Origin of the sequence: Streptomyces sp. NPDC026092, assembly GCF_040638605.1 — a bacterium.
Taxonomy (GTDB): Bacteria; Actinomycetota; Actinomycetes; order Streptomycetales; family Streptomycetaceae; genus Streptomyces.
In genome coordinates, this window is the sequence record NZ_JBEZYN010000012.1 from 220,844 (window position 1) to 243,674 (window position 22,831).

The window sequence follows — 22,831 nt, forward strand, 5'->3', positions numbered from 1 at the left end:
AGCGACACAGTGTCCTGGGGCAGGAATCGAGATCCGGGAGTCACCATGGCAAAGATCCTGATCGTCACCGGGGACGCGGCGGAGTCGCTGGAGGTGCTGTACCCCTACCAGCGCCTGCTGGAGGAGGGCTACGAGGTCCACATCGCGGCCCCGGCACGCAAGCAGCTCCGCTTCGTCGTGCACGACTTCGAGCCGGGCTACGACACGTACACGGAGAAGCCGGGCTACACCTGGCCCGCCGACCTGGCGTTCTCGGAGGTGGACCCGGGCGACTACGTGGCGGTCGTGATCCCGGGCGGCCGGGCCCCGGAGTACCTCCGCAACGACCCGGAGCTCCGCAAGATCCTCAAATCCTTCTTCGACGCGGACAAGCCGGTGGCCCAGATCTGCCACGGCCCCCTCCTGACGGCCGCGATCGGCGGCCTGGAGGGCCGCAGGGTCACGGCGTACCCGGCCCTGGAACTGGACATGCAGGCAGCGGGCGCCACGTTCCAGGACACGGAAGCGGTGGTGGACGGCACCCTGATCTCCTCCAGGGCCTGGCCGGACCACCCGTCGTGGATGCGCGAATTCCTGAAGGTCCTGCGAGCGGCGGGCTGAGAGGCGGCGGGCGGGGCGGGCTCGGCGGGCAGCCGCACACGAGACCACCCGCCGACCCCGCGCCCGCCGACTCACCGCCGCACGTTGACCGTCACCCGCAGCCCACCGCCACCGGCGACAGCCACACCGACCGCACCCACGGCGACAGCCACCGGGCCATGACCGCTGAGGGCCAGGACGGCCGCGACGACCAGCGCCAGCAGGCCCACGCAGGCCGTGAACCAGGCCAGAGCACGGCTGCCGCGCCGGGCCCTCTCTGAGATACCGTCGTGAGACGCCAAGGGAACCACTCTCCTCGCAACAGGGGGATGCCCCCATTGGCACGCGAGGGGAGATCCACGAGGAGAGGCCGGCCGGCAAGCTAGGGCCTCTTCCGGATCTCCCTTCGCCGCGTTCAGAGGGCTGCCGGATGCGCTCCGCACCCGGGGCCGCTGCCGGCAATTTCCGATCAACACGCGTGGGCCACAAGCCCGTTGGCCCGCATGACCATCCGTCAGCAGCCTTGAGCCTACCGCCCGCCCCCCGGGTACCGTCATGATCCGTATGTGTACAAAACCCGGCCCGGAACTTTGACACTCCGGCCAGCGCCGGCCACCGTTTTGGCCCACGGCGACCCTTGACGAACGAGTCACCCACACCGCCACGCACCTGCGGAACCGGCGCACAGCGGCAGCCGCCGACGGCGCCAGGCCACGCGCGGGAGGACCCGCACCTCTGCCATCTCAGCGCCGCGCGCCGCCGCACGGCGGCCGGGTGGCTGACGGTCCGCAGCCGCCGACGGCGCCAGGCCACGGACGGGAAGACCCGCACCTCTGTCATCCCACTCGCACGTGGGGTGCGGGTGGGAACACCCAGCCCGGCCGGAGGCCGGGCGCACCCCGTGCCGGGCCGCACCCGGCCCCGCAGCCCGCACCCGGCCCAGCCGCCCGCACCCCTAGACCAGCTCCTCCGCCACCGCGACCGCCTCCGCCAGCGAGTCCACCACCGGCACCCCCGCCGCCTCCAGCGAGGCCCGACTGTGCGACCCCCCGGTGTACAGCACCGCCCGCGCCCCCACATGCGCCGCCGCCCGCGCGTCATCCGCCGCGTCGCCGATGACGACGACCCGCTCGGCAACCACGCCACCCCCCAGCGCCACCAGCGCCTCCAGATGCCGCACCATGTGCGCCGACTTCCCCTCCGTCGACGACCCGATCCGCCCGTCCACCCGCACGAACCGCGACTCGATCCCGTGCCGACGCACGAGCGGCACCAGCTCCGTGTGCGGCGCCAGCGACAGCAGGGACTGCGTGAACCCGGACTCCTGCCGCGCCGCCAGCAGCTCCGCCGCCCCGGCCGTCAGCCCGCACGCATCCGCGCGCTGCCAGTAGTGCCGATGGAAGGCGTCGTCCATGACCAGCCACTCGGCGTCCGTCGGCAGCCGCCCCATCAGCCGCTCGTAGAACTTCGGCACCGGCACCGTGTACAGCTCCCGGTACCGCGCGAGCGTGATCGGCTCGAGCCCGAGCTCGGCGAAGGCCGCGTTCGTCGCGCCGATGACCGCCTCGATGTCGTCGAGCAGCGTGCCGTTCCAGTCCCAGACCAGGTGCTTCCCCTGGTGCTTCCCCTGGTGCGTCCCGTCGTGCTTCCCGTGCGTCCCCATGCGAAGACGGTACCGGCCCGCACCGACACGCGAGGAGTCAGCCGAGCAGCCCGGGAATCTCCTGCACCCCGAACCACAGCAGCTCGTGGTCCTCCGCCCCGTCCACCGTGAACTGGGCGTCGTCGTCCCCCAGGTCCGCCGCGCCCAGCGCGTCCGCCGCCGCCGAGACGTCCGCCTCGGCGGCGTCCGCGTCGGCGTGCACGGCGGCCGCCTTGGCCAGCGGTACGGCTCCGGCGATACGGACCTCGCCCAGCGAGCCGGCGTCGAGCCCCCGGTCGGGGTCGACCACGGCCTCCTTGTCGGGCACGTCGACGGCGACGACGATCCGGCGCCGCGCGGCCGAGGGGTCCCCGGCGAGCATCCGCAGCGACGCGGCCGCGGCCCGGCTGAGCGCCGCGTACTCGAGCTCCTCGATGTCGTCGGAGACGTACCACTCGCGCAGCGCGGGGGTGACGGCGTAGGCGGTCAGCGGACCGGGGCCCAGCTCGCCCGCCTTGTGCGCCTGTGCGAGACCGGGAAGGGTCAGGGGGACGTACACGCGCATGGCTGGCCGCTTTCGTAGTCGGAAACGCCCTCAGGATACGTGCGGAGTACCCCATCGGGGTCTTCGGGCGACGCTCTCGCCGGTCCACCCGAGGGATCCCCCACCCCACGCCAGCAGACCCGGAGTACGGGCCCCGTCACCCTGATAGGTGAAACTGCCGACCCCCCACCAGGCGCGTTCCCCCACCTTGCGACGCCCTGAACGCCCCCCGTACAAGATCCCCAACAGAAGTTACCGCCGGGTAGAGCACCGGCCACGAGGAACGGGGACCCGCATGACCGGCACCACCACGCACACGCCCGCCGCCAAGGCCCGCCCCCGCGGCCCCGCCGGCACCGGCCCCCGCGGCGGTGCCGGCGCCCGCCCGGGAGCCACGGCTCCCCACGCCCGTACGACTCCCCGTACCGCCGCCCGCGCCCTCCCCACCCACGCCTACTTCGCCGAGCGCCTGCTCCTCGTCCTGAGCGGTCAGCGGCCCGTCCACTGGATGCTGGGCCAGACCGTGGGCGAGGCGTACGAGCAGCTGGTCCAGCTCGCCCCCACGACCCCCTTCGGGGGTCACGGCATCCGCCCCGTACTCCGCCGCTGCCACGCCCAGCCCACGACCACCGGCGGCCTGGAGGCCTTCGCCAGCGTCACCACGGGCCGGGGCGTACGGGCCATGGCCTTCCGCCTCGAACTCGGCGCCGACCGCCGCTGGCGCTGCGCGGCCGTGGAGCTGGACGACCTCCACGCGCGCGTGCCACCCCAGCCCGCCTGCCCTTGAAGCCATGCAAAAAGGAGGGGCCGGACACCAGGTGTCCGGCCCCTCCTCCCCCACCAGGGGTTACTTCTTGCGGCGACGCCCGCCCGTGCTCTTCTGCGCCTTGCGACGCTCCGCACGCGTCATCCCGTCACCGCCGGCCGACGCGTCCTCGCTGACGAAGTCGCCCTCGACGACGCTGCCGTCGCCGTCCACCTTCGGCGCGGTGAAGTGCAGCCGGTCCGGACGCTGCGGGGCCTCCAGGCCCTTCGCGCGGATCTCCGGGCGGCCCGCCGGCACCGCGTCCTTGGTGAGGGACGGCGCCGCGTCCTGCACCGGGACCTCCTCGACCTGCTGCTCGACCTGGACCTCCAGGTTGAACAGGTAGCCGACGGACTCCTCCTTGATGCCCTCCATCATGGCGGTGAACATGTCGAAGCCCTCGCGCTGGTACTCGACCAGCGGGTCCTTCTGGGCCATCGCGCGCAGGCCGATGCCCTCCTGGAGGTAGTCCATCTCGTAGAGGTGCTCGCGCCACTTGCGGTCGAGCACGGAGAGGACCACGCGGCGCTCCAGCTCACGCATGATGTCCGAGCCGAGCGACTTCTCACGGGCGTCGTACTGCTCGTGGATGTCGTCCTTGACGGACTCGGCGATGAACTCGGCCGTGATGCCCGCGCGGTCGCCGGCCGCGTCCTCCAGCTCGTCCACGGTCGCCTTCACCGGGTAGAGCTGCTTGAACGCGTTCCAGAGCCGGTCGAGGTCCCACTCCTCCGCGAAGCCCTCGGCGGTCTCCTGGCGGATGTAGTCGTCGATCGTGTCGTCCATGAAGTGCTGGATCTGCTCGTGCAGGTCCTCGCCCTCCAGGACGCGGCGGCGCTCGCCGTAGATGACCTCGCGCTGCCGGTTGAGGACCTCGTCGTACTTGAGGACGTTCTTACGCGTCTCGAAGTTCTGGGTCTCGACCTGGGACTGCGCGGAGGCGATGGCGCGCGTGACCATCTTGTTCTCGATCGGCACGTCGTCCGGCACGTTGGCCATGGCCATGACGCGCTCGACCATCTGGGCCTTGAACAGGCGCATCAGGTCGTCGCCGAGGGAGAGGTAGAAGCGGGACTCGCCCGGGTCGCCCTGACGGCCGGAACGGCCGCGCAGCTGGTTGTCGATCCGGCGCGACTCGTGGCGCTCGGTGCCGAGCACGTACAGCCCGCCGAGCTCCTTGACCTCCTCGAACTCCGCCTTCACGGCCTTCTCGGCACGCTCGAGGGCGGCGGGGAGGGCCGCGGCCCACTCCTCGACGTGCTCGACCGGGTCGAGGCCCTGCTGGCGCAGCTCGGCCTCCGCGAGGTCGTCCGGGTTGCCGCCGAGCTTGATGTCGGTGCCTCGGCCGGCCATGTTCGTGGCGACGGTGACGGCGCCCTTGCGGCCCGCCTGCGCGACGATCGTGGCCTCACGGTCGTGCTGCTTGGCGTTGAGCACCTCGTGCTGGATGCCGCGCTTGGAGAGCTGCTGCGAGAGGTACTCGGACTTCTCGACCGACGTCGTACCGACGAGGATCGGCTGGCCCTTCTCGTGCTTCTCCGCGATGTCGTCGACGACGGCGGCGAACTTGGCGACCTCGGTCCGGTAGATCAGGTCCGACTGGTCCTTGCGGATCATCGGCCGGTTCGTCGGGATCGGGACGACGCCGAGCTTGTAGATCTGGTGGAACTCGGCGGCCTCGGTCATGGCCGTACCGGTCATGCCGGAGAGCTTGTCGTAGAGGCGGAAGAAGTTCTGCAGGGTGATCGTGGCGAGCGTCTGGTTCTCGTCCTTGATGTCCACCCCTTCCTTCGCCTCGATCGCCTGGTGCATGCCCTCGTTGTAGCGGCGGCCGGCGAGGATACGGCCGGTGTGCTCGTCGACGATCATGACTTCGCCGTCCATGACGACGTAGTCCTTGTCCTTCTTGAACAGTTCCTTGGCCTTGATGGCGTTGTTCAGGTAACCGACGAGCGGGGTGTTCACCGACTCGTAGAGGTTGTCGATGCCCAGCCAGTCCTCGACCTTGGCGACGCCGGACTCGTGGATGCCGACGGTCCGCTTCTTCTCGTCGACCTCGTAGTCGCCGGTCTCCTCGATGCCCTTGAGCGGCACTCCGGCCTCACCCCTGGTGAGGCGGGTGACCAGCTTGGCGAAGTCGCCGTACCACTTCGTGGCCTGGTCGGCCGGGCCGGAGATGATCAGCGGCGTACGGGCCTCGTCGACCAGGATCGAGTCGACCTCGTCGACACAGGCGAAGTTGTGGCCGCGCTGGACGAGCTCGTCCTTGGACCACGCCATGTTGTCGCGGAGGTAGTCGAAGCCGAACTCGTTGTTCGTGCCGTACGTGATGTCGCAGCCGTACTGCTCGCGACGCTGGGCCGGCGTCATGTTGGCCAGGATGCAGCCGACCTGGAGGCCCAGGAACTTGTGGACGCGGCCCATCATCTCGGAGTCGCGCTCGGCCAGGTAGTCGTTCACCGTGATCAGGTGCACGCCCTTGCCGGACAGCGCGTTCAGATACGCCGGGAGGGTACCGACGAGGGTCTTGCCCTCACCGGTCTTCATCTCGGCGACATAGCCGAGGTGGAGGGCGGCGCCACCCATGAGCTGCACATCGTAGTGACGCTGGCCGAGGACGCGCTTGGCGGCCTCGCGGACGGTCGCGAAGGCTTCGGGAAGCAGGTCGTCGAGGCTCTCACCGTCGGCGTACCGCTGCTTGTACTCATCGGTGAGCGCCCGCAACTCGGCGTCGGAGAGGTTGACGAAGTCCTCTTCGATGGAGTTGACCTGGTCCGCGATGCGGTGCAGTTTGCGCAGGATCTTGCCTTCGCCTGCACGCATGAGCTTGTTGAAGACGGACACTGAGGCTGGTCTCCTTGCCGGTCGGGCCTGGCACTGGGTCGTGTGATGGACTCGGGCGCGGGCACGGCAGGTGGTCCCCACCGCAACGGCCATCGTAAGCGAGACCGCCGCCGTGCCGGGAGGCCCGAGGGCCGGAGCGTCACCGCTGCCCGGAATGAGAACGCACGAGAAGCGCCGAAGGTGCCGCGCGACCCGAAAAGTGTTTGCCTCCCCAGGACACGAAAACCGCTCGCCGTCACCCCCCGCACTGACCAGAATTCCGTCATGGAGCCGACGACACTGACCACGGACCGCCTGACCCTGGAAACCTTCAGGCCCGAGGACCTCGACGAGGTCCTCGCCCACTGCCAGGACCCCGACATCCAGCGCTGGACGACGGTGCCCTCGCCCTATGTGCGTCAGGACGCCGAGTTCTTCCTCAACCGGATCGTCCCGGACGGCTGGCGCGACGACACCGAGTACTCCTTCGCCGTACGGCTCCACCAGGGCGGCCCGCTGCTCGCCGCCGCCGCGCTCCACCACCCGCGCTCGGGCAGCTGGGAGGTCGGCTTCTGGACGGCCAAGGAGCACCGGGGCCGCGGCTACATGACGGAGACCGTCCTCGCCCTCGCCCGCTGGGCGTTCACCGACCTGGCCTGCACGCGCCTGGAGTGGCGGGCCGAGGTCGGCAACGTGGGCTCGCTCGCCACGGCCGAGAAGGCCGGTTTCCGGATCGAGGGCGTGCTGCGGGCCGCGCTGCCGAACAAGGGCGTCCTGCGTGACTCCTGGGTGGGCTCGCTGCTCCCGTCGGACCTGGGCCTTCCGGGCCCGCTCCCGTACCTGCCGGCTCCGCAGGCCGCTCCGCCGTCGGTTCCGTAGCCTGCTCCGCCGTCGGTTCCCCAGCCGGTCCCCGGCCCTTTCCACCGTCCGAGGCCGGACTGTCAGTGCCGCCGTCTAGGGTGCGGATCATGACCACTGTGCCGCCGCCCGTCGCCGAACTGTCCGCGGACGAAGCCCGCCGGATCGCCCTGCGGGCCCAGGGTTTCCTGGGCGCGCCCGACCGCCGCGGGGGCGTGCGGGGCGTGCTGCGCCACCTGGGGCAGGTCCAGCTCGACACGATCTCCGTCCTCGCCCGCTCGCACGAGCTGATCCCGTACGCGCGCCTGGGCGCCGTGGGTCGTACGACGGTGGAGGACGCGTACTGGACCGACAGCCACGCCTTCGAGTACTGGTCGCACGCGGCCTGCATCCTTCCGGTCGAGGAGTGGCCGCTCTTCGCCTTCCGGCGCCGCGCCTACCGCACGCGCCCGCAGTGGTACCACGACCTGCCCGACGGCGCGTACGACGCGGTGATCAAGCAACTGCGCTCCGAGGGCCCGCAGACGGCGACGGAGCTCGGCGGCGCGAAGAACAAGGGCGAGTGGTGGGACTGGTCCGAGTCGAAGATCGCCGTCGAGCGGGCGCTGATGTACGGCGAGGTGGTCTGCACCGAGCGGCGCGGCTGGAAGCGCGTCTACGACCTGGCCGAGCGGGCGATCCCGGACGCCGTGCTCCACGACGACCTGGACGACACCGAGTGTCTCCGGCGGCTGATCCGGCAGGCGGGTGAGGCGCTCGGCGTGGGCACGCGCGCGGACATCGCCGACTACCACCGGCTGAAGAGCGAGCAGTTCGACGCGGTCGTCGAGGCCTCGGGTCTGGTCCCGGTCACGGTGGCGGGCTGGTCCAAGCCGGCCTGGGCGGACCCGGCGGCGCTGGCGAGCGAGCCGCGCGGCCGGCACCGTACGACGCTGCTGTCGCCGTTCGACTCGCTGATCTGGGAGCGGGCGCGGACGGAGCGGATCTTCGGCTTCACGCACCGCCTGGAGGCGTACGTGCCGAAGCAGAAGCGGGTGCACGGCTACTTCGCGATGCCGCTGCTCGCGGGCGGCAAGCTGCTCGGCCGGGTGGACCCGGCCCGCGAGGGCCGCACGCTGGTGGCCCGGCAGGTGTCCCTGGAGTCCGCCAAGGCGGTCGCGCCGATGGCTCAGGCGCTGCGCGAGGCGGCCGAGTGGGTGGGCTGCGACGCGGTACGGATCGAGCGCACGGACACCCCGGCCGTCGCCGAGGCCCTGACCGCCGCCCTCACCTGATCTCGAGGATCTTCTCCCGCATCGCGTAGACCACGGCCTCCATCCTGGAGTGCAGCTGCAGCTTCTCCAGGATGTTCCGGACGTGGTTCTTCACCGTGTTCTCGGAGATACTGCATCTCCCGGGGGATAACCCCCGGACCCCCAGCGGCAGGGCGCTCCAGCAGCGGCCCCTCACCTGATCTCGAGGATCTTCTCCCGCATCGCGTAGACCACGGCCTCCATCCTGGAGTGCAGCTGCAGCTTCTCCAGGATGTTCCGGACGTGGTTCTTCACCGTGTTCTCGGAGATGAAGAGTTCCTTCGCGATGTCCCGGTTGTTCATCCCGGTCGCGACGAGCTTCAGCACCTCCAGCTCGCGGTCGGTCAGCCGGGGCGCGGGCACGAGCCGGCGCTCGTCGGTCCGCTGGATCATCGACTTGAACTCGGTGAGGAGCTTGGACGCCATCGAGGGGGAGATCTGCGACTGGCCGTCGGCCACCGCGCGAATCGCCGTGGCGACCTCGTCCGTGGAGATCTCCTTCAGGAGATAGCCGGTCGCGCCCGCCTTGATCGCGTCGTAGAGATCGGCCTCCTCGTCGCTGATCGTCAGCATGATGATCTTCGCGCTGGGGGCCACCTCCTTGATGGACGTACAGGCCTCGATGCCACCGCGTTTCGGCATCCGCACATCCATCAGCACGATGTCGGGCAGCAAATCCGCGGCTTTGTCGACCGCCTCGGCCCCGTCGCCCGCCTCTCCGACGACCTGGATGTCCTCCTCCTGGGCGAGGACGATCTCCAGACCCCGGCGAAAGAGGGCATGGTCGTCCACCACAAGGACCCGGATCGGCTCTTTGCGGGAGTCCCCGCTGGCCGAATCCGAACCCCCGGGGAAGGCCGCGCCATCGGACTCTCGCCCGCTGTGCACCGGCCCGAAGCTGTCCGCCATCGTTCCTCCCCCTGAGTCCATGGCCTGAATTCGTGTTCGGTCCTCCAACCGCTGCTCTTGGAGCACCGGTTGGCGTGCACGCCATGATTTCATGCCCGGGCGACAACGCGGCGATCCCGTGGTTGCACGGGGGTGCCCCTGGGGGCGCATGGGGCGCTCCAGGGGCACCGAGACGGACAGTTGTAGGTGTGGGGTGGGGTGCCTGCGGGCTGCGGGTCAGCCGCCGAGGGCACCGCCGGCGCCGCCACCTTCGGCGAGCGGGTCGCTCTCCAGGTGGATCACGCCGTAGTCGTACGCGTGTCGCCGGTAGACGACACTCGGCTGCTTCGTGTCGGAGTCGACGAACAGATAGAAGTCGTGTCCGACGAGTTCCATCTCGTAGAGCGCCTGGTCGAGGGTCATCGGGGCGGCCGCGTGCGTCTTCTCGCGGACCACCAGGGGCCCTTCGCCCTGCACTTCGATGGAGCCCATCATCGTGGTGGGCACGGCGCCGGACTCCTCTGCGACCAGCTGGCCGTTGCCGTTGAGCTGGGCGACACCCGGCACCACGTCGGCGACCTCCGCGGCCGACAGACGGCCGTTGCCGCGGCGGGTGTACCGCTTGTCGTGCTGCTTGCGCAGTCGCGCCTCGAGCTTGCCGTGGGCGAGGTCGAGGGCTGCGTACGGGTCGCCTGCCGCAGCTTCGGCCCGGATCACCGGGCCTCGGGAATGGACGGTGATCTCCACACGGTCGGACCGGTCGGCCTGCCGCGGGTTGTGCTCCTTGGAGACCTCGACGTCGAGGCTGATCACCTTGCCGTCGAGCTTCTGGATCTTCTCCAGCTTCAGCTTCTCGGCCACGTGCTTGCGGAACCGCTCGGGCACCTCGGTCTTGCGGCCCTTGACGACGATGTCCACGCAGAACTCCGTTCCCGGATCGCTCAGATCGGCTCCTACGCCACTGAGCATCTCCCTTTGCACCAGACTCCGGTGAATGCCGGAGCCTCGGACTTGGCGACTTTCACCTCCTCCTCCCCAGTCGGCAAGATCCCCACCCCACCAACCTGAGGTTAATTCGCCCTGAACTCCTGTCCTGTAGGCGCACCCGTGCATTCGGTGAGGCGTAGCATTCGCCACTCCTCACAACCGAACATAGCTCGTTCGGTCGGGTGTCGGCACCCGCTGCGGCCACATACCTCCGTACGGGTGTATTCACCTCTCACCACCTGCAACGATGCAAGTCCTTGGGCAGTTCCGGTTTATGTCGAACGTACGTCGAACGACGACGGAGAACAGGCGACCACCGCCGCCGTCGGCCGTACCGATCCCCTATCCACATCGCCTCCGTTCAACCCCGGAATGAACGACGGGTGTACGGCACTCAGTGCCCGCGCCGCCTCCGCCAGCGACGCACCCGTGGTCATCAGATCGTCGACCAGGACCACCCGGCCCCGCTCGATGAGCCGCGCGCCGCCCGCGACGACCTCCAGCGCCCCGGCCAGATTGGCGAACCGCCCGGCGGCGCCGAGCCCCGACTGGTCGGCGACGGCACGGCGCTGGCGCAGTACCGGAATCACCCGAGCGGCCCGCCCCCGACGGCGCAGCCGCCCCGCCGCGGCCAGCGCCAGGCGCCGGGTCGGATCGTGGCCACGCGCCCGCACCGAGCGCCGGGAGGACGGCACCGGTACGAGGAGAAGGGGGCCGGCCCCCGGGCCGTCACAGCGCCCGGCAGCCGCCTCCACGGCACCCGCGAGCGCGCCGCCGAGGGGTTCGGCGAGCCAGAGCGCACCGCGTTCCTTGTGGGCGAGCAGCACGGACCGTACGGCGTCGGCGTAGGGCGCGGCGGCATGCACCACCGGCAGTCCGGCCGGCTCGGGCAGGGGCCTGACCCGGCGCGGCTCCGGGCCGCTCAGCTCGTCCTGGCACGGCGGGCACAACTCCGTACGAGGCCTGCCGCAGCCTCCGCAGGCGACCGGCAGCACCAGCCCGGCGATCTCGCGCCACCACCCCCGCATGGCTCCACTGTCCTCCTGCGGAACCCACCCGGCCACCCCTGTGGACAACCACCGGGACGACGCCGGACAACCACCGGATAGCGCCCCGGGGGGGGCGGCACGGCTGCTACCCCGGGTAGACCGGCGACTTACCCGCGATCTTGACCAGCCGCTGCCAGTTCGCGCCCGGCATGAGCCGCACGATCCCGTCGTTGCCGGAGTACGCGACGACCGGCGCCTTGTCGTCGTTGGGGGCGGCGACCGCCGTCACCCCGTTGAGGCCCGGCAGCACCGAGGCCGTCGACGTCGCGCCGTCGGTCTGGATGTACCGCACCTGCTGGACGCCACCGGACTCCTTGCCGACCACCACGAGCCGGCTCGGGCCGGCCCAGGACACGGCCGTGACCGTCTCCATGCGCGGCGCCACGGCCTGCAGGTCCACGACCGAGACCGTCGGCCGTGTCGCGTCGCCCTCGCGCTCGACCCGCCCGATCTTCAGGGTCGTCCGGCCGTCCTTCTCCTTCAGGAGCAGGGCGATCCGCACGCCGTCCGCGGAGACCCGCAGCGACTCCACGCGCGCGCCGCCGGTCAGCCAGGGCGCCCGTACCTCGACGGGTGTGCCCTCTCCGTCTGGCACCGTCCACAGCTTCGGGTCGGCCGGGTCGCGGTCCGCGACCCACAGGTCGCCGCGGCCGTCCCAGCTCGGCGCGGACAGCCGGTCCTCGGGCCGGTCCGCGGTGCTCGACAGCAGCGGGGGCCGCAGCTCGTGGTCGGAGAGGATCGACGCCACGCGCAGATCCCGCCCGTCCTTGCCGACCCCGGCCGCCCGGCTCTCGTCACGGTCGACGGCGACCGACCGCAGCGGCGTCGCGCCCTTGCCGAACGGCCCGAGCGTCGCGTCGGCCTGCGCGTCCTCCTTGCCGCCGACCGGCAGCGTCTTGAGCGTGCCGTCCTCGGCGACGAAGAACGGGTTCTCCGCCCGCCCCGAGTCGCGCACCGGGGCGAACTCCTCGGCCTGCGCCTTGGACAGCACGCACAGCCGGCCGCCGTCGGAACCCCGCTGCAGCTCCACCTGTTCGACCCGTACGGACGTCAGATCACCCAGGGTGAACAGCAGCTGGGCCGCCATCTCGCGGCAGACCTCCCCGCCCACCCGGTCGGCCTTGGAGTTGAGCGGCACCTTCAGCGTGGACTGGTCGTCCGTAGCCAGCGTGGTGACGCCCTCCTTCAGCCGCGTACCGGACGGGAAACGCGAGTCGACGGCCGGCTGCAGCCAGTTCGTCGGCCCCTCAAGGAGCGCCTTGACGGTCTGCGTCACCGGATCCATCCGGGTCACCGGGTCCTGCCGCTGCCGGATGTAGACCGGGTCGGCGACGACCCAGTCCTCACCGGAGGCGAAGTAGTACGTATTGACGGAGCGGTAGTTCCGCTGGAAGTCGGCCTCGCTGAGCACCAGTCCGGGGGGCAGGTGGTCGATGCGCCACTCCTTGCCCTTGCCGTCGGCGGCGGGCTGCTGCACGACGTGGATGAAGTCCCGGTACTCGGTGGGCTTCCTCGGCTGGTAGGCGTGCCGGGCGTCCACGGTCGCGACCTGCCGGCCGCGGATCGGATACGACCGTCCCTGCGTCTCGGGGTCGGCGAGCCGGTCGGCCTGCTCACGGTCCGGCGCGGTGGTGAGCACGTTGATGCTCTGCTCCGGCTTCCAGTTCTTCGCGGCCTGCTTCGTCAGGTACTTCTTGGCCGTCGCGAACCCCGGATCGTCACTGGTCATGGCCTCGAGGAAGCCGTCGACGATCTCGTCGGGCTCGGCGTTCTCGCGCGGCTGCACCGCGTAGACACGGACCTGGGAGTCGCCCGGGTTGGACGCCTTCACCGGCCGTACGTCCCCGGTGTCGGGCATCGTCGCGCACCCGGCCGCCAGCAGCCCGCCGCACGCGAGCAGCACGCTCGACCTGGCCGTCTTCCGCCCTCCTCGGAAGTCAGCGCCCACGTGTCCCGTCCTCCCCCTCGGCGTGCGTCGACGCCATCGCCTCACCGCTGTCGGCCTCGGCCGCCGCCCGCGCGACCACCCGGGCACCACTGCCCGGCAACGCCGTCGGATCCACCGTCGCCCGCGCCGCCGGCGGCACACGCGGCGGTACGGGCAGGGCAGGACGGTCTCCCACCGGCTGCACCGGCAGCGACACCTGGCTCTGGTGCGTCCCGCTCACCCGCGTCTCCCCCTGAGACTGCCCCGGGCCACCGGGGCGGGCCTTGGCCTGCTCCCGGTTGCGCCGGGAGTCCTCCGGCTCCAGCGGGATCGGGGAGCCGCGCAGCGGCTCGTCCGCGGTGCGCGGCAGCGTGAGCCGGAACTGCGAGCCGCCGCCGGGCTCGCCCCAGGCCTGCAGCCAGCCGCCGTGCAGCCGCGCGTCCTCGACCGCGATGGACAGGCCGAGGCCCGTCCCGCCGGTGGTACGCGCGCGTGCCGGGTCGGCCCGCCAGAACCGGTTGAACACCCGGGTCGCCTCGCCCGGCTTGAGGCCCACGCCGTAGTCCCGTACGGCGATCGCGACGGCCCCGCCGGCGGAGGCCAGCTTGACGACGACGTCCTGGCCCTCGCCGTGCTCGACCGCGTTGACCACCAGGTTGCGCAGCACCCGCTCGACCCGGCGGGCGTCCGCCTCGGCCACGACCGGCTGCTCGTCGCCGACGACCACGATCCGGCCGCCCTTGCGCTCGGCGAGCGGCTCGGCGCCGCCGATCACCCGCCGTACGACCTGACGCAGGTCTATCGGCTCGGCCTCCAGGGCCGCCGCGCCCGCGTCGAAGCGGCTGATCTCCAGCAGATCGGAGAGCAGCGACTCGAACCGGTCGAGCTGGTCGCCGAGCAGCTCGGCGGAGCGCGCGGTGACCGGATCGAAGTCCACGCGCGCCTCGTGGATGACGTCGGCCGCCATCCGTACCGTCGTCAGCGGGGTCCGCAGCTCGTGCGACACGTCCGAGACGAACCGCCGCTGCATCCGCGAGAGCTCCTCCAGCTGCTGGATCTTCAGCTGGAGGTTCTGCGCCATCTTGTTGAAGGCCTCACCGAGGCGGGCGATGTCGTCCTCGCCGGTGACCTTCATCCGCTCCTGCAGACGCCCGGCAGACAGCCGCTCGGCGACCCCGGCCGCCATCCGCACGGGGGTGACGATCTGGCGCACCACGAGCCAGGCGATGGCCCCGAGGAGGACCACCACGAACAGCCCGGCCGTCGCCAGCGTGCCCTTGACCAGGGTGAGGGAGTCCTCCTCCTGCGTCAGCGGGAAGAGGTAGTACAGCTCGTACTGGGTGCCCTCGGCGTCGTTGAGCCGCTTGCCGACCACGAGCCCCGGCTCGGAGCCCTTGCCGTTGGTGTAGTGGATCCGGGCGTACGTCTGGAAGGTGCCCGCGCCCTGGGCGACGGAGTGCCGCAGGTCGGTGGGGATGCTCGTGGCCGGGTCGACCTCGCCGGAGGCGCGCGCGCCCCGGCTGGCGGGCCCGTCGGAGTCCTCCAGGGAGAGCGCGACCACGTTGAACGCGCTCTGGCCACCACTGGCGAGCTGCTCGACCAGCGTGGAGCGCCAGGTGAGCGAGGAACCGGCCCGGCCGCCCTCCTGCCCGCCCGGCCCCGACGGCGTGGTCGCCGCCTTGTCCTGGGCGGCGGAGAACCCGCCGGCGGCCTGGCTCTGGGCGGCCTTCTCCTTGGCGTCGAGGAGCCCGTTGCGGACCTGGCCGATGACGACCAGGCCGAGCAGCAGCACCACGCCGAGCGACATCAGCAGGGTGCCCGCGACGACCCGCAGCTGGATGTTCCGCCGCCACAGCCGTACGGCGGGCAGCAGCGGACGACGTACCCAGCGCGCGAGGAGCCGGAGCGCCGAGCCACCCGGCGCCCCGTCCTGGAGCAGACGGCCGAAACGCGAGCCCCCCCGCCCCGGTCCGGCAGCCCGCCCCGACCGGACTCCTCGGTCCCCGGCCTCAGGAGCAGTACTGCCCTTACTCATGTCAGCTCGGCCCCGCCTTGTACCCGACGCCTCGGACGGTCACGACGATCTCGGGCCGCTCCGGGTCCTTCTCGACCTTCGAGCGCAGCCGCTGGACGTGCACGTTCACCAGTCGGGTGTCGGCCGCGTGGCGGTAGCCCCAGACCTGCTCGAGCAGGACCTCGCGGGTGAACACCTGCCACGGCTTGCGCGCAAGCGCGACGAGCAGGTCGAACTCGAGCGGCGTCAGGGCGATGGACTGCCCGTCCCGCTTCACCGAGTGCCCTGCCACGTCGATGACCAGATCGCCGATGGCGAGCTGCTCGGGCGCGGGCTCCTCAGACCTCCGCAGCCGCGCCCGGATCCGGGCGACGAGCTCCTTCGGCTTGAACGGCTTGACGATGTAGTCGTCGGCCCCGGACTCGAGCCCGACGACGACGTCGACGGTGTCGCTCTTGGCCGTCAGCATGACGATGGGCACGCCGGACTCGGCCCTGATGAGCCGGCACACCTCGATGCCGTCCCTTCCGGGCAGCATCAGGTCCAGCAGCACCAGGTCCGGCTTGACCTCGCGGAATACGGCGAGCGCCTTGTCACCGTCCGCGACGAACGACGGCTCGAACCCTTCACCCCGCAGCACGATGCCGAGCATCTCGGCCAGTGCGGTGTCGTCGTCGACGACGAGAACGCGTCCCTTCATATCGACATCATCCCATTTCCGTATCAGTCTCAAGGCGGCTGGTGAGATACCTCACTGACCTGCGGCGACGTCCCCGGATACCCACCGTGGACGGTCGGTGCCTGTGGGTGTCGAAATCAGACACGGATGTCACCCCCGTAGCCCCCGTCAGCCGTGCTGAACCGTACCCTGAGCGGCCCCACTCGGCCCACGGGAACGACTCCGCCCGCACCACGGCCCGCTCCTCGACACCAGGACCCGACCCGCCGGCCACCCCGGTTTGTCCCCCCTGAGCATCCATCCGCCCGTTCTGCGCCCGGTCGCCCCGAGCGGCGCAGACGATGGGCGTACGCACGTGATACAAGGCCCTCGCCCACCGACGGGCCCCTCGTGGCACGATGGCTCACGGCCCGCCGCCCCGTGAGGGGAACGGCCACTGTGACCGTGCCGGCTCGCCGAGCCGGCCGCCCCGCGACCCTTCCTCGAGGTGGACGACCGTGAACGACACTCCGGGCTGGACTTCGCCCGGATCCGCTCCCTCCGACGGCCAGGACGGTTCCGGGGTCCCCCGGCCCACTGCGCCCGGTGACGTGAACGACTCCGCCCCCCAGTGGTCCAAGGACCAGCCGCCCGCCGGACAGTGGTCCCCGCCGACCGCCCCGATCCCCGGCCAGGCGCACGGCCCCCAGCCCGGCCCGGGCTGGGGCGGCCCGCCGCCGTACGGCAACTGGGGCAAGCCCCCGGCCGCCAAGCCCGGTGTGATCCCGCTGCGCCCCCTGGGCATGGGCGAGATCCTCGACGGCGCGGTGTCGACGATGCGTACCTACTGGCGCACCGTCCTCACGATCACGGTCACGGTCGCGGTGATCTCCCAGACCGCCGACATACTCGTCCAGCGCTTCCTCGCCCCGACGCCGCCCGAGTTGAACCCGGACGCGACCCCGGACGAGGCCCTCGCCCAGCTCGGCGACTCCCTGCAGACGAGCCTGATCGCCTCGATCCCTGCGCTCCTCATCCTCATCATGGCCACCCTGGTCAGCGCCGCGCTGCTCACCGTGGTTATCAGCCGCGCGGTCCTCGGCCGCCCGGTCTCCCTCGGCGACGCCTGGCGGGAGGCCCGGCCCCGGCTCCTCCAGCTCTGCGGGCTGACCCTTCTCCTGCCGCTGATGAGCGCGGGCATCATGTTCGTCGCCCTGCTGCCCGGCCTCCTCGTCGGCTCCGTGGCCGGCGGGGCACTCGTCGCCCTCGGCGCGCTGGGCGGCCTGGTGCTCGTGATCTGGCTGATGGTCCGCTTCAGCCTGGCCTCCCCGGCCCTGATGCTGGAACGGCAGGGCGTCATCACCTCGCTGAAGCGCTCCGCCAAGCTGGTCCAGGGCTCCTGGTGGCGGATCTTCGGCATCACGCTGCTGACGCAGCTGATCCTCTTCATCGTCGCGATGATCGTCGCCGTCCCGTTCGCGATCATCGCGTACGCCGTCGACGGCGGCGGCTTCGACAGCCTGCTCTCGGGCTCCACCCCCGAGTTCGGCTGGCCGTTCCTGATCATCAACGGCATCGGCGGCATCCTCATCAACGCGATCACGTACCCCATCTCGGCGGGCGTGACCGTCCTCCTCTACGTCGACCAGCGCATCCGCCGCGAAGCCCTGGACCTCGAACTCGCCCGCGCCGCCGGTGTCCCCGGCTACGGACCCGCCCCCGGCGACCCGGCCGGCGGGAGCTGACGGGGTGATCGAAACGGGGGGCACGATCACGACGCGGCGGCCGCTCCTGGCCACCGACGACATACCGGTGGACCTTCCCCGCGTCCCCGCCCAGGAGGCGGCGGAGCGGGAACTGTCCAAGCCGATGTACCACGAGAACGACCCCAGCCTCCTCGAACGCGGCCTCAACCGCTTCTGGGAATGGGTCGGTGGCCTCTTGGACGCGGCCTCGAGCGCGACCCCGGGCGGCCTGCTCGGACTCGTCGCGATCGTCGTGGTCGTGCTCGCCCTGGTCGGCGCGCTCTGGTGGCGCCTCGGCACCCCCCGACGCACCCCCGCCACCGGGGACTCCCTCTTCGAGGACGGCCCCCGCACCGCCGACGACCACCGGACGGCCGCCGCCCGGCACGCCGCCGGCGGCCGCTGGAACGAGGCCGTCCAGGAACGGATGCGGGCCATCGTCCGCTCCCTGGAGGAGCGCACCCTGCTCGACCCGCGCCCCGGCCGCACCGCCGACGAGGCCGCCGCCGAAGCCGCCCGCACCCTGCCCGCCCACACCGACGAACTCCGCGCCGCGGCCCGCTCCTTCGACGACGTCACGTACGGCGGCCGCACCGCCGACGAGCCCGCGTACCGCCGCATCGAGGACCTGGACACCTCCCTGGAGCGGACCAGGCCGACCCTCGACACCGCGGGGGCGCCCGCATGAGCCGGCCCGGCACCAGCACCACCTCGACCTCGCTCGCACCCCGCCAGATCTGGACCCGGGCCCGCGGCGTGCTCGTCCTGCTCGCCCTGGTCCTCATCGGCGGCATCGTCCTGGCGACCGTGCGCTCCGCCGACCACCACGGCCACCTCGACCCGCGCTCCGCCGACCCCAACGGCAGCCGCGCCGTCGCCGAGCTCCTCAAGGCCCAGGGCGTCACCCTCCAGGTGGTCACCACCCTCGACGAGGCCACCGGCGCCGCCGGAGCCGACAGCACCCTCCTGGTCGCCACACCGGACCTGCTGACCAACCATCAGCAGTTCACCCTGCACCGGGCCATGACCGCCTCCGGTGGCCGCACCGTCCTCGTCGGCGCCGGGGCCGCCTCCCTCGGCACCCTCGCCCCGGGCGTCACGACGGCCCCCAGCACCTCGGTGAAGGCCCGCGAGCCGCACTGCGCTCTTCCCGCCGCCGTCCGCGCCGGCAGCGTCGACCTCGGCGGCGAGCGCTACTCCACTGCCGTCGACGACGCGACCACCTGCTACCCCGTCGAAGACCGCCCCACCCTCGTCGCCCTGCCGACCGCCGGAGGCGGTGACACCGTCCTCCTCGGCTCCGCCGACCTCCTCACCAACGAGCGTCTCGACAAGCAGGGCAACGCCTCGCTCGCCCTGCAACTCCTCGGCTCCCGCCCGCATCTCCTCTGGTACCTCCCCTCCCTCTCGGACCCTTCCGCCACCGAGGGCACCCCCGAGGGCGAGTCCCCCGACAGCACCACCGACAGCTTCTTCTCGCTCGTCCCCTCGGGCTGGCTCTGGGGCGCGCTCCAACTCGCCCTGGCCGCCGTCCTCGCCGCCGTCTGGCGAGGCCGCCGCCTCGGCCCCCTGGTGACCGAACCCCTCCCGGTCGCCATCCGCGCTTCCGAAGCCACCGAGGGCCGCGCCCGCCTCTACCGCAAGGCCAACGCCCGCGACCGCGCCGCCGCCGTCCTGCGCACCGCGACCCGCACCCGGATCGCCCCGCTCCTGGGCGTCGCCGCCCAGGACGCCCACTCCCCCGAGACCCTGCTCCCCGCGCTCTCCACCAGGCTCCCCGGAACCGGCGCGGACCCCAGGGACCTGCTCTTCGGCCCGGCTCCCGCCGACGACGCCGCACTCATCCGCCTGGCTGACCAACTCGACGCCCTCGAAAGAGAGATACGCACCTCATGAGCGCCCCGACCCCCGAGACCGCTACGACCTCGGACAGCGCCCGCGCCTCCCTGGAGGCCCTGCGCACCGAGATCGGGAAGGCCGTGGTCGGCCAGGACCCCGCCGTCACCGGACTCGTCGTCGCCCTCCTGTGCCGGGGCCACGTCCTCCTCGAAGGAGTCCCCGGCGTCGCCAAGACGCTGCTGGTCCGCGCGCTCGCGGCCGCGCTCGAACTCGATACCAAGCGCGTCCAGTTCACCCCCGATCTGATGCCGAGCGATGTCACCGGCTCACTCGTCTACGACTCCCGCTCCGCCGAGTTCTCCTTCCAGCCGGGCCCGGTCTTCACCAACCTGCTGCTCGCCGACGAGATCAACCGCACGCCCCCCAAGACCCAGTCCTCCCTCCTGGAGGCCATGGAGGAGCGTCAGGTCACCGTCGACGGAACCCCCCGTCCCCTCCCGGACCCGTTCCTCGTCGCCGCGACCCAGAACCCGGTCGAGTACGAGGGCACCTACCCCCTCCCCGAGGCCCAACTGGACCGCTTCCTGCTGAAGCTGACGGTCCCGCTGCCCTCCCGGGACGACGAGATCAACGTCCTGACCCGGCACGCGAACGGCTTCGACCCCCGCGACCTCAAGGCCGCCGGAGTCCGACCGGTCGCCGGCCCCGCCGAACTCGAGGCCGCCCGCGATGCCGTCGCCAAGACCTCGGTCAGCCCCGAGATCGCCGGCTATGTCGTCGATATCTGTCGTGCCACGCGTGAATCCCCCTCGCTCACCCTCGGCGTCTCCCCCCGAGGTGCCACCGCCCTGCTCTCCACCGCCCGCGCCTGGGCCTGGCTCACCGGCCGGGACTACGTCACCCCCGACGATGTGAAGGCCCTCGCGCTCCCCACCCTCCGCCACCGGGTCCAACTGCGCCCGGAGGCCGAGATGGAGGGCGTCACCGCCGACTCCGTCATCAACTCGATCCTCGCCCACGTCCCCGTACCCCGCTGAGAACGGCGCCCCATGGCCCTCACCGGACGAACCGCACTGCTCGCCGCCCTCGGCTCCCTCCCCGTCGGCCTCCTCGCCCCCAGTTGGACGGGGATGCTCGCGGTGAACGCACCCCTCGCACTCGCAATTCTGTGCGACTACGCGATGGCCGCGCCAGTGCGAACGCTGCGGTTCACCCGAAGTGGTGACACAACAGTTCGACTGGGTGACGGCGCCGAGGTCCAGCTCACGGTCACCAACCCGTCCCGCCGCCGCCTCCGCGCCCAACTCCGCGACGCCTGGCCGCCCAGCAGCTGGCTCCCCGGCACCGAACAGGCCGCTTCACGCCAGAAGTTGACCGTCCCCGCGGGCGAGCGCCGCCGCCTCACGACGTCCCTCCGCCCCACCCGGCGAGGCGACCGCCACGCCGCCCGCGTCACCGTCCGCTCCTACGGCCCCCTCGGCCTGTCCGCCCGGCAGGGCAACCACACCGTGCCGTGGACGCTCCGCGTCCTGCCCCCGTTCACGAGCCGCAAGCACCTGCCGTCCCGACTGGCCCGCCTCCGCGAGCTCGACGGCCGCACCAGCGTCCTCACCCGCGGCGAGGGCACGGAGTTCGACAGCCTCCGCGAGTACGTCCCCGGTGACGACACCCGCTCCATCGACTGGCGGGCCACCGCACGCCAGACAACCGTCGCCGTCCGCACCTGGCGCCCCGAGCGCGACCGACACATCCTGATCGTCCTCGACACCGGCCGCACCTCGGCCGGCCGCGTCGGAGACGTCCCCCGCCTCGACGCCGCGATGGACGCCACCCTGCTCCTCACCGCCCTCGCCTCACGCGCCGGCGACCGCGTCGACCTCCTGGCCTACGACCGCCGCCTCCGCGCCCAGGTCCAGGGCCGCTCCGCCGGCGACGTCCTGCCCGCCGTGGTCAACGCGCTGGCCCCACTGGAGCCGGAGCTCGTGGAGACGGACGCCCGCGCCCTCGCGGCGACGGCCCTGGCCCGAGCCCCACGCCGCTCGCTCCTCGTCCTCCTCACCAGCCTCGACGCGGCCCCGATCGAGGAGGGCCTCCTCCCGGTGCTGCCTCAGCTCACCCAGCGCCACACGGTCCTCCTGGCCTCGGTCACGGACCCGCGCACCGACGAGATGACCACCCACCGCGGCACGATCGACGGCGTCTACGAAGCCGCGGCCGCCACGCAGACCCAGGCCCAGCGCCACCGCACTGCGGACCAGCTCCGCCGCCACGGCGTCACGGTCGTCGACGCCACCCCCGACAACCTGGCCCCGGCCCTGGCCGACGCCTACCTGGCCCTGAAGGCCGCCGGCCGCCTCTGAGCCACACGGACCGGTGGCCGGCGCGGAGAAGAACCCGCACCGGCCACCGATCAAGCGTGGTTCACCTGCCCGGATCAACGGAACACGACGGAGGCCTCTCCGGCCGCGGCACTGAAGGACCCCGGGCACAGGAACGAGCCCGAGACCTTGCTGGCCGTGAACGGCGTGTTCACGTACTTCCTGGTCGACCCGTCACGGTTCCAGACGATGTTCGTCGCCTTGTAGCGACAGGAGACGAACGACTGCTGCCCGGTGATGTCGATGACGTCGGTCCGCGCGGTACCGGCGGTGTCGTCGAAGGTGAAGGCCGGGTTGTTGTTGAGCGAGGCGGAGATACCGCCGCCGCAGGTCAGATTGCCGCCGGGCTTGTTGATCGTGGCCCGGTCGACGGTGAGCGCGCTCGGCGGATTGGCACTGGAACTGGCATTGGTCCAGCTGCAGGTGTTCCCCGAGACGACGATGACGCCGTCGACCTTGAGGTCGGCGGCGTCGGCATACGCCGTCGTGGAAGCACCGATGCCGGCCGCGATCACCAGCGCGGTCAATCCGGACAGTAAGGGGGTGTACTTCATGTCGGTCGCTCCTCCTTGCCACAGCACTGTGGGTGGGGGGGAACCCAGGCCGCTGGGTGAGCCGCCCGGGTTCGGAGTGCGCCACGAGGGTGACACAGCGGGCCTGACATGTCATGACCACATCAATCATTGGCCGAAAACAGCCTGAACGCAGAAATGCCTCAACCCCCGGACAAGGTCCGGGGGTTGAGGCTAAAAATTGTTCGGCGGCGTCCTACTCTCCCACAGGGTCCCCCCTGCAGTACCATC

The 22,831-nt window shown here is 71.5% G+C and carries 20 protein-coding genes and 1 pseudogene; 9 read left to right on the forward strand and 12 right to left on the reverse strand.

Translation table 11 applies throughout. From position 1 onward, the window contains the following. The first annotated feature begins 45 nt into the window (after window positions 1-45). On the forward strand, window positions 46-600 hold the full coding sequence (locus AB0F56_RS21455; RefSeq protein WP_362011927.1) for a DJ-1/PfpI family protein: 555 nt from the start codon (window positions 46-48) through the stop codon (window positions 598-600). Window positions 601-671: 71 nt separating this feature from the next. Here AB0F56_RS21455 and AB0F56_RS21460 read toward each other — a convergent pair whose 3' ends face one another. From AB0F56_RS21460 to AB0F56_RS21470, 3 genes are all read right to left on the reverse strand, one after another. After that, complete coding sequence (locus AB0F56_RS21460; protein ID WP_362011929.1) at window positions 672-881, reverse strand: hypothetical protein; 210 nt, start codon at window positions 879-881, stop codon at window positions 672-674. A 653-nt stretch (window positions 882-1,534) separates the two neighbouring features. Continuing rightward, entirely contained in the window at window positions 1,535-2,242 is a 708-nt protein-coding gene (locus tag AB0F56_RS21465) for an HAD family hydrolase (protein ID WP_362011932.1), read from the reverse strand. Between the two features lie 37 nt (window positions 2,243-2,279). Further along, window positions 2,280-2,786 carry a hypothetical protein gene (locus AB0F56_RS21470; protein WP_362011934.1) on the reverse strand — a complete coding sequence of 169 codons (507 nt, stop codon included), beginning with the start codon at window positions 2,784-2,786 and terminating at the stop codon, window positions 2,280-2,282. A gap of 274 nt (window positions 2,787-3,060) precedes the next feature. On the opposite strand from AB0F56_RS21470, the gene AB0F56_RS21475 reads away from it, so the two are divergent. Next, complete coding sequence (locus AB0F56_RS21475) at window positions 3,061-3,552, forward strand: Rv3235 family protein (protein WP_362011936.1); 492 nt, start codon at window positions 3,061-3,063, stop codon at window positions 3,550-3,552. Between the two features lie 60 nt (window positions 3,553-3,612). On the opposite strand, the gene secA is transcribed toward AB0F56_RS21475, so the two are convergent. Continuing rightward, entirely contained in the window at window positions 3,613-6,414 is a 2,802-nt protein-coding gene (gene secA, locus AB0F56_RS21480; protein WP_362011938.1) for a preprotein translocase subunit SecA, read from the reverse strand. Between the two features lie 264 nt (window positions 6,415-6,678). Between secA and AB0F56_RS21485 the strand changes: the two genes are divergently transcribed. Both AB0F56_RS21485 and AB0F56_RS21490 read left to right on the forward strand, forming a co-directional pair. After that, window positions 6,679-7,272 carry a GNAT family N-acetyltransferase gene (locus AB0F56_RS21485; RefSeq protein ID WP_362011941.1) on the forward strand — a complete coding sequence of 198 codons (594 nt, stop codon included), beginning with the start codon at window positions 6,679-6,681 and terminating at the stop codon, window positions 7,270-7,272. Window positions 7,273-7,361: 89 nt separating this feature from the next. Next, on the forward strand, window positions 7,362-8,525 hold the full coding sequence (locus AB0F56_RS21490) for a crosslink repair DNA glycosylase YcaQ family protein (protein WP_362011943.1): 1,164 nt from the start codon (window positions 7,362-7,364) through the stop codon (window positions 8,523-8,525). On the opposite strand, the pseudogene AB0F56_RS21495 reads toward AB0F56_RS21490, so the two are convergent. The 7 genes and pseudogenes from AB0F56_RS21495 to mtrA form a co-directional block, all read right to left on the reverse strand. Further along, window positions 8,518-8,634 (reverse strand): annotated as a pseudogene (locus AB0F56_RS21495) (LuxR C-terminal-related transcriptional regulator); the annotation flags it as partial. The gene AB0F56_RS21490 and the pseudogene AB0F56_RS21495 sit on opposite strands and share 8 nt — an antisense overlap. A gap of 62 nt (window positions 8,635-8,696) precedes the next feature. Next, the gene (locus tag AB0F56_RS21500; RefSeq protein ID WP_362012021.1) at window positions 8,697-9,431 is read right to left on the reverse strand and encodes a response regulator transcription factor; all 735 of its coding nucleotides are present in this window, start codon (window positions 9,429-9,431) and stop codon (window positions 8,697-8,699) included. 237 nt (window positions 9,432-9,668) lie between these two features. Next, entirely contained in the window at window positions 9,669-10,400 is a 732-nt protein-coding gene (gene raiA, locus AB0F56_RS21505) for a ribosome-associated translation inhibitor RaiA (protein WP_362011945.1), read from the reverse strand. Between the two features lie 290 nt (window positions 10,401-10,690). Continuing rightward, window positions 10,691-11,446 carry a ComF family protein gene (locus tag AB0F56_RS21510; protein WP_362011948.1) on the reverse strand — a complete coding sequence of 252 codons (756 nt, stop codon included), beginning with the start codon at window positions 11,444-11,446 and terminating at the stop codon, window positions 10,691-10,693. A gap of 106 nt (window positions 11,447-11,552) precedes the next feature. Next, on the reverse strand, window positions 11,553-13,325 hold the full coding sequence (locus AB0F56_RS21515; RefSeq protein ID WP_362012024.1) for an LpqB family beta-propeller domain-containing protein: 1,773 nt from the start codon (window positions 13,323-13,325) through the stop codon (window positions 11,553-11,555). 79 nt (window positions 13,326-13,404) lie between these two features. Then, window positions 13,405-15,429 (reverse strand): MtrAB system histidine kinase MtrB, encoded by a 2,025-nt coding sequence (gene mtrB / locus AB0F56_RS21520; protein ID WP_362011951.1) that lies wholly within the window; start codon window positions 15,427-15,429, stop codon window positions 13,405-13,407. A gap of 1 nt (window position 15,430) precedes the next feature. Next, entirely contained in the window at window positions 15,431-16,108 is a 678-nt protein-coding gene (gene mtrA, locus AB0F56_RS21525; protein WP_362011954.1) for a two-component system response regulator MtrA, read from the reverse strand. Between the two features lie 476 nt (window positions 16,109-16,584). On the opposite strand from mtrA, the gene AB0F56_RS21530 reads away from it, so the two are divergent. The 5 genes from AB0F56_RS21530 to AB0F56_RS21550 are packed head-to-tail and all read left to right on the forward strand — an operon-like array spanning window position 16,585 to window position 22,010. Further along, on the forward strand, window positions 16,585-17,811 hold the full coding sequence (locus AB0F56_RS21530) for a hypothetical protein (protein WP_362011957.1): 1,227 nt from the start codon (window positions 16,585-16,587) through the stop codon (window positions 17,809-17,811). Window positions 17,812-17,815: 4 nt separating this feature from the next. Continuing rightward, window positions 17,816-18,499: a DUF4129 domain-containing protein gene (locus AB0F56_RS21535; RefSeq protein WP_362011960.1), complete on the forward strand. Its 684-nt coding sequence runs from the start codon at window positions 17,816-17,818 to the stop codon at window positions 18,497-18,499. Beyond that, window positions 18,496-19,707, forward strand: coding sequence for a DUF4350 domain-containing protein (locus AB0F56_RS21540; protein WP_362011963.1), 1,212 nt, complete (start codon window positions 18,496-18,498; stop codon window positions 19,705-19,707). Before AB0F56_RS21535 ends, AB0F56_RS21540 begins: the two co-directional genes overlap by 4 nt. Next, complete coding sequence (locus AB0F56_RS21545) at window positions 19,704-20,687, forward strand: MoxR family ATPase (protein WP_362011966.1); 984 nt, start codon at window positions 19,704-19,706, stop codon at window positions 20,685-20,687. Before AB0F56_RS21540 ends, AB0F56_RS21545 begins: the two co-directional genes overlap by 4 nt. 12 nt (window positions 20,688-20,699) lie before the next feature. After that, window positions 20,700-22,010, forward strand: a complete 1,311-nt coding sequence (locus AB0F56_RS21550) for a DUF58 domain-containing protein (RefSeq protein ID WP_362011969.1) — start codon at window positions 20,700-20,702, stop codon at window positions 22,008-22,010. A 74-nt stretch (window positions 22,011-22,084) separates the two neighbouring features. On the opposite strand, the gene AB0F56_RS21555 is transcribed toward AB0F56_RS21550, so the two are convergent. After that, entirely contained in the window at window positions 22,085-22,582 is a 498-nt protein-coding gene (locus tag AB0F56_RS21555; RefSeq protein ID WP_362011972.1) for a hypothetical protein, read from the reverse strand. Window positions 22,583-22,831 lie beyond the last annotated feature (249 nt).

Bases quoted from the DNA above. Each gene is read 5' to 3' on its own strand.
- AB0F56_RS21455 (WP_362011927.1), top strand. From the start codon at position 46: ATGGCAAAGATCCTGATCGTCACCGGGGACGCGGCGGAGTCGCTGGAG.
- AB0F56_RS21465 (WP_362011932.1), bottom strand. From the start codon at position 2,242: ATGGGGACGCACGGGAAGCACGACGGGACGCACCAGGGGAAGCACCAG.
- AB0F56_RS21470 (WP_362011934.1), bottom strand. From the start codon at position 2,786: ATGCGCGTGTACGTCCCCCTGACCCTTCCCGGTCTCGCACAGGCGCAC.
- AB0F56_RS21475 (WP_362011936.1), top strand. From the start codon at position 3,061: ATGACCGGCACCACCACGCACACGCCCGCCGCCAAGGCCCGCCCCCGC.
- AB0F56_RS21485 (WP_362011941.1), top strand. From the start codon at position 6,679: ATGGAGCCGACGACACTGACCACGGACCGCCTGACCCTGGAAACCTTC.
- AB0F56_RS21490 (WP_362011943.1), top strand. From the start codon at position 7,362: ATGACCACTGTGCCGCCGCCCGTCGCCGAACTGTCCGCGGACGAAGCC.
- raiA (WP_362011945.1), bottom strand. From the start codon at position 10,400: ATGCTCAGTGGCGTAGGAGCCGATCTGAGCGATCCGGGAACGGAGTTC.
- AB0F56_RS21510 (WP_362011948.1), bottom strand. From the start codon at position 11,446: ATGCGGGGGTGGTGGCGCGAGATCGCCGGGCTGGTGCTGCCGGTCGCC.
- AB0F56_RS21515 (WP_362012024.1), bottom strand. From the start codon at position 13,325: ATGCCCGACACCGGGGACGTACGGCCGGTGAAGGCGTCCAACCCGGGC.
- mtrB (WP_362011951.1), bottom strand. From the start codon at position 15,429: ATGAGTAAGGGCAGTACTGCTCCTGAGGCCGGGGACCGAGGAGTCCGG.
- mtrA (WP_362011954.1), bottom strand. From the start codon at position 16,108: ATGAAGGGACGCGTTCTCGTCGTCGACGACGACACCGCACTGGCCGAG.
- AB0F56_RS21540 (WP_362011963.1), top strand. From the start codon at position 18,496: ATGAGCCGGCCCGGCACCAGCACCACCTCGACCTCGCTCGCACCCCGC.
- AB0F56_RS21545 (WP_362011966.1), top strand. From the start codon at position 19,704: ATGAGCGCCCCGACCCCCGAGACCGCTACGACCTCGGACAGCGCCCGC.
- AB0F56_RS21550 (WP_362011969.1), top strand. From the start codon at position 20,700: ATGGCCCTCACCGGACGAACCGCACTGCTCGCCGCCCTCGGCTCCCTC.
- AB0F56_RS21555 (WP_362011972.1), bottom strand. From the start codon at position 22,582: ATGAAGTACACCCCCTTACTGTCCGGATTGACCGCGCTGGTGATCGCG.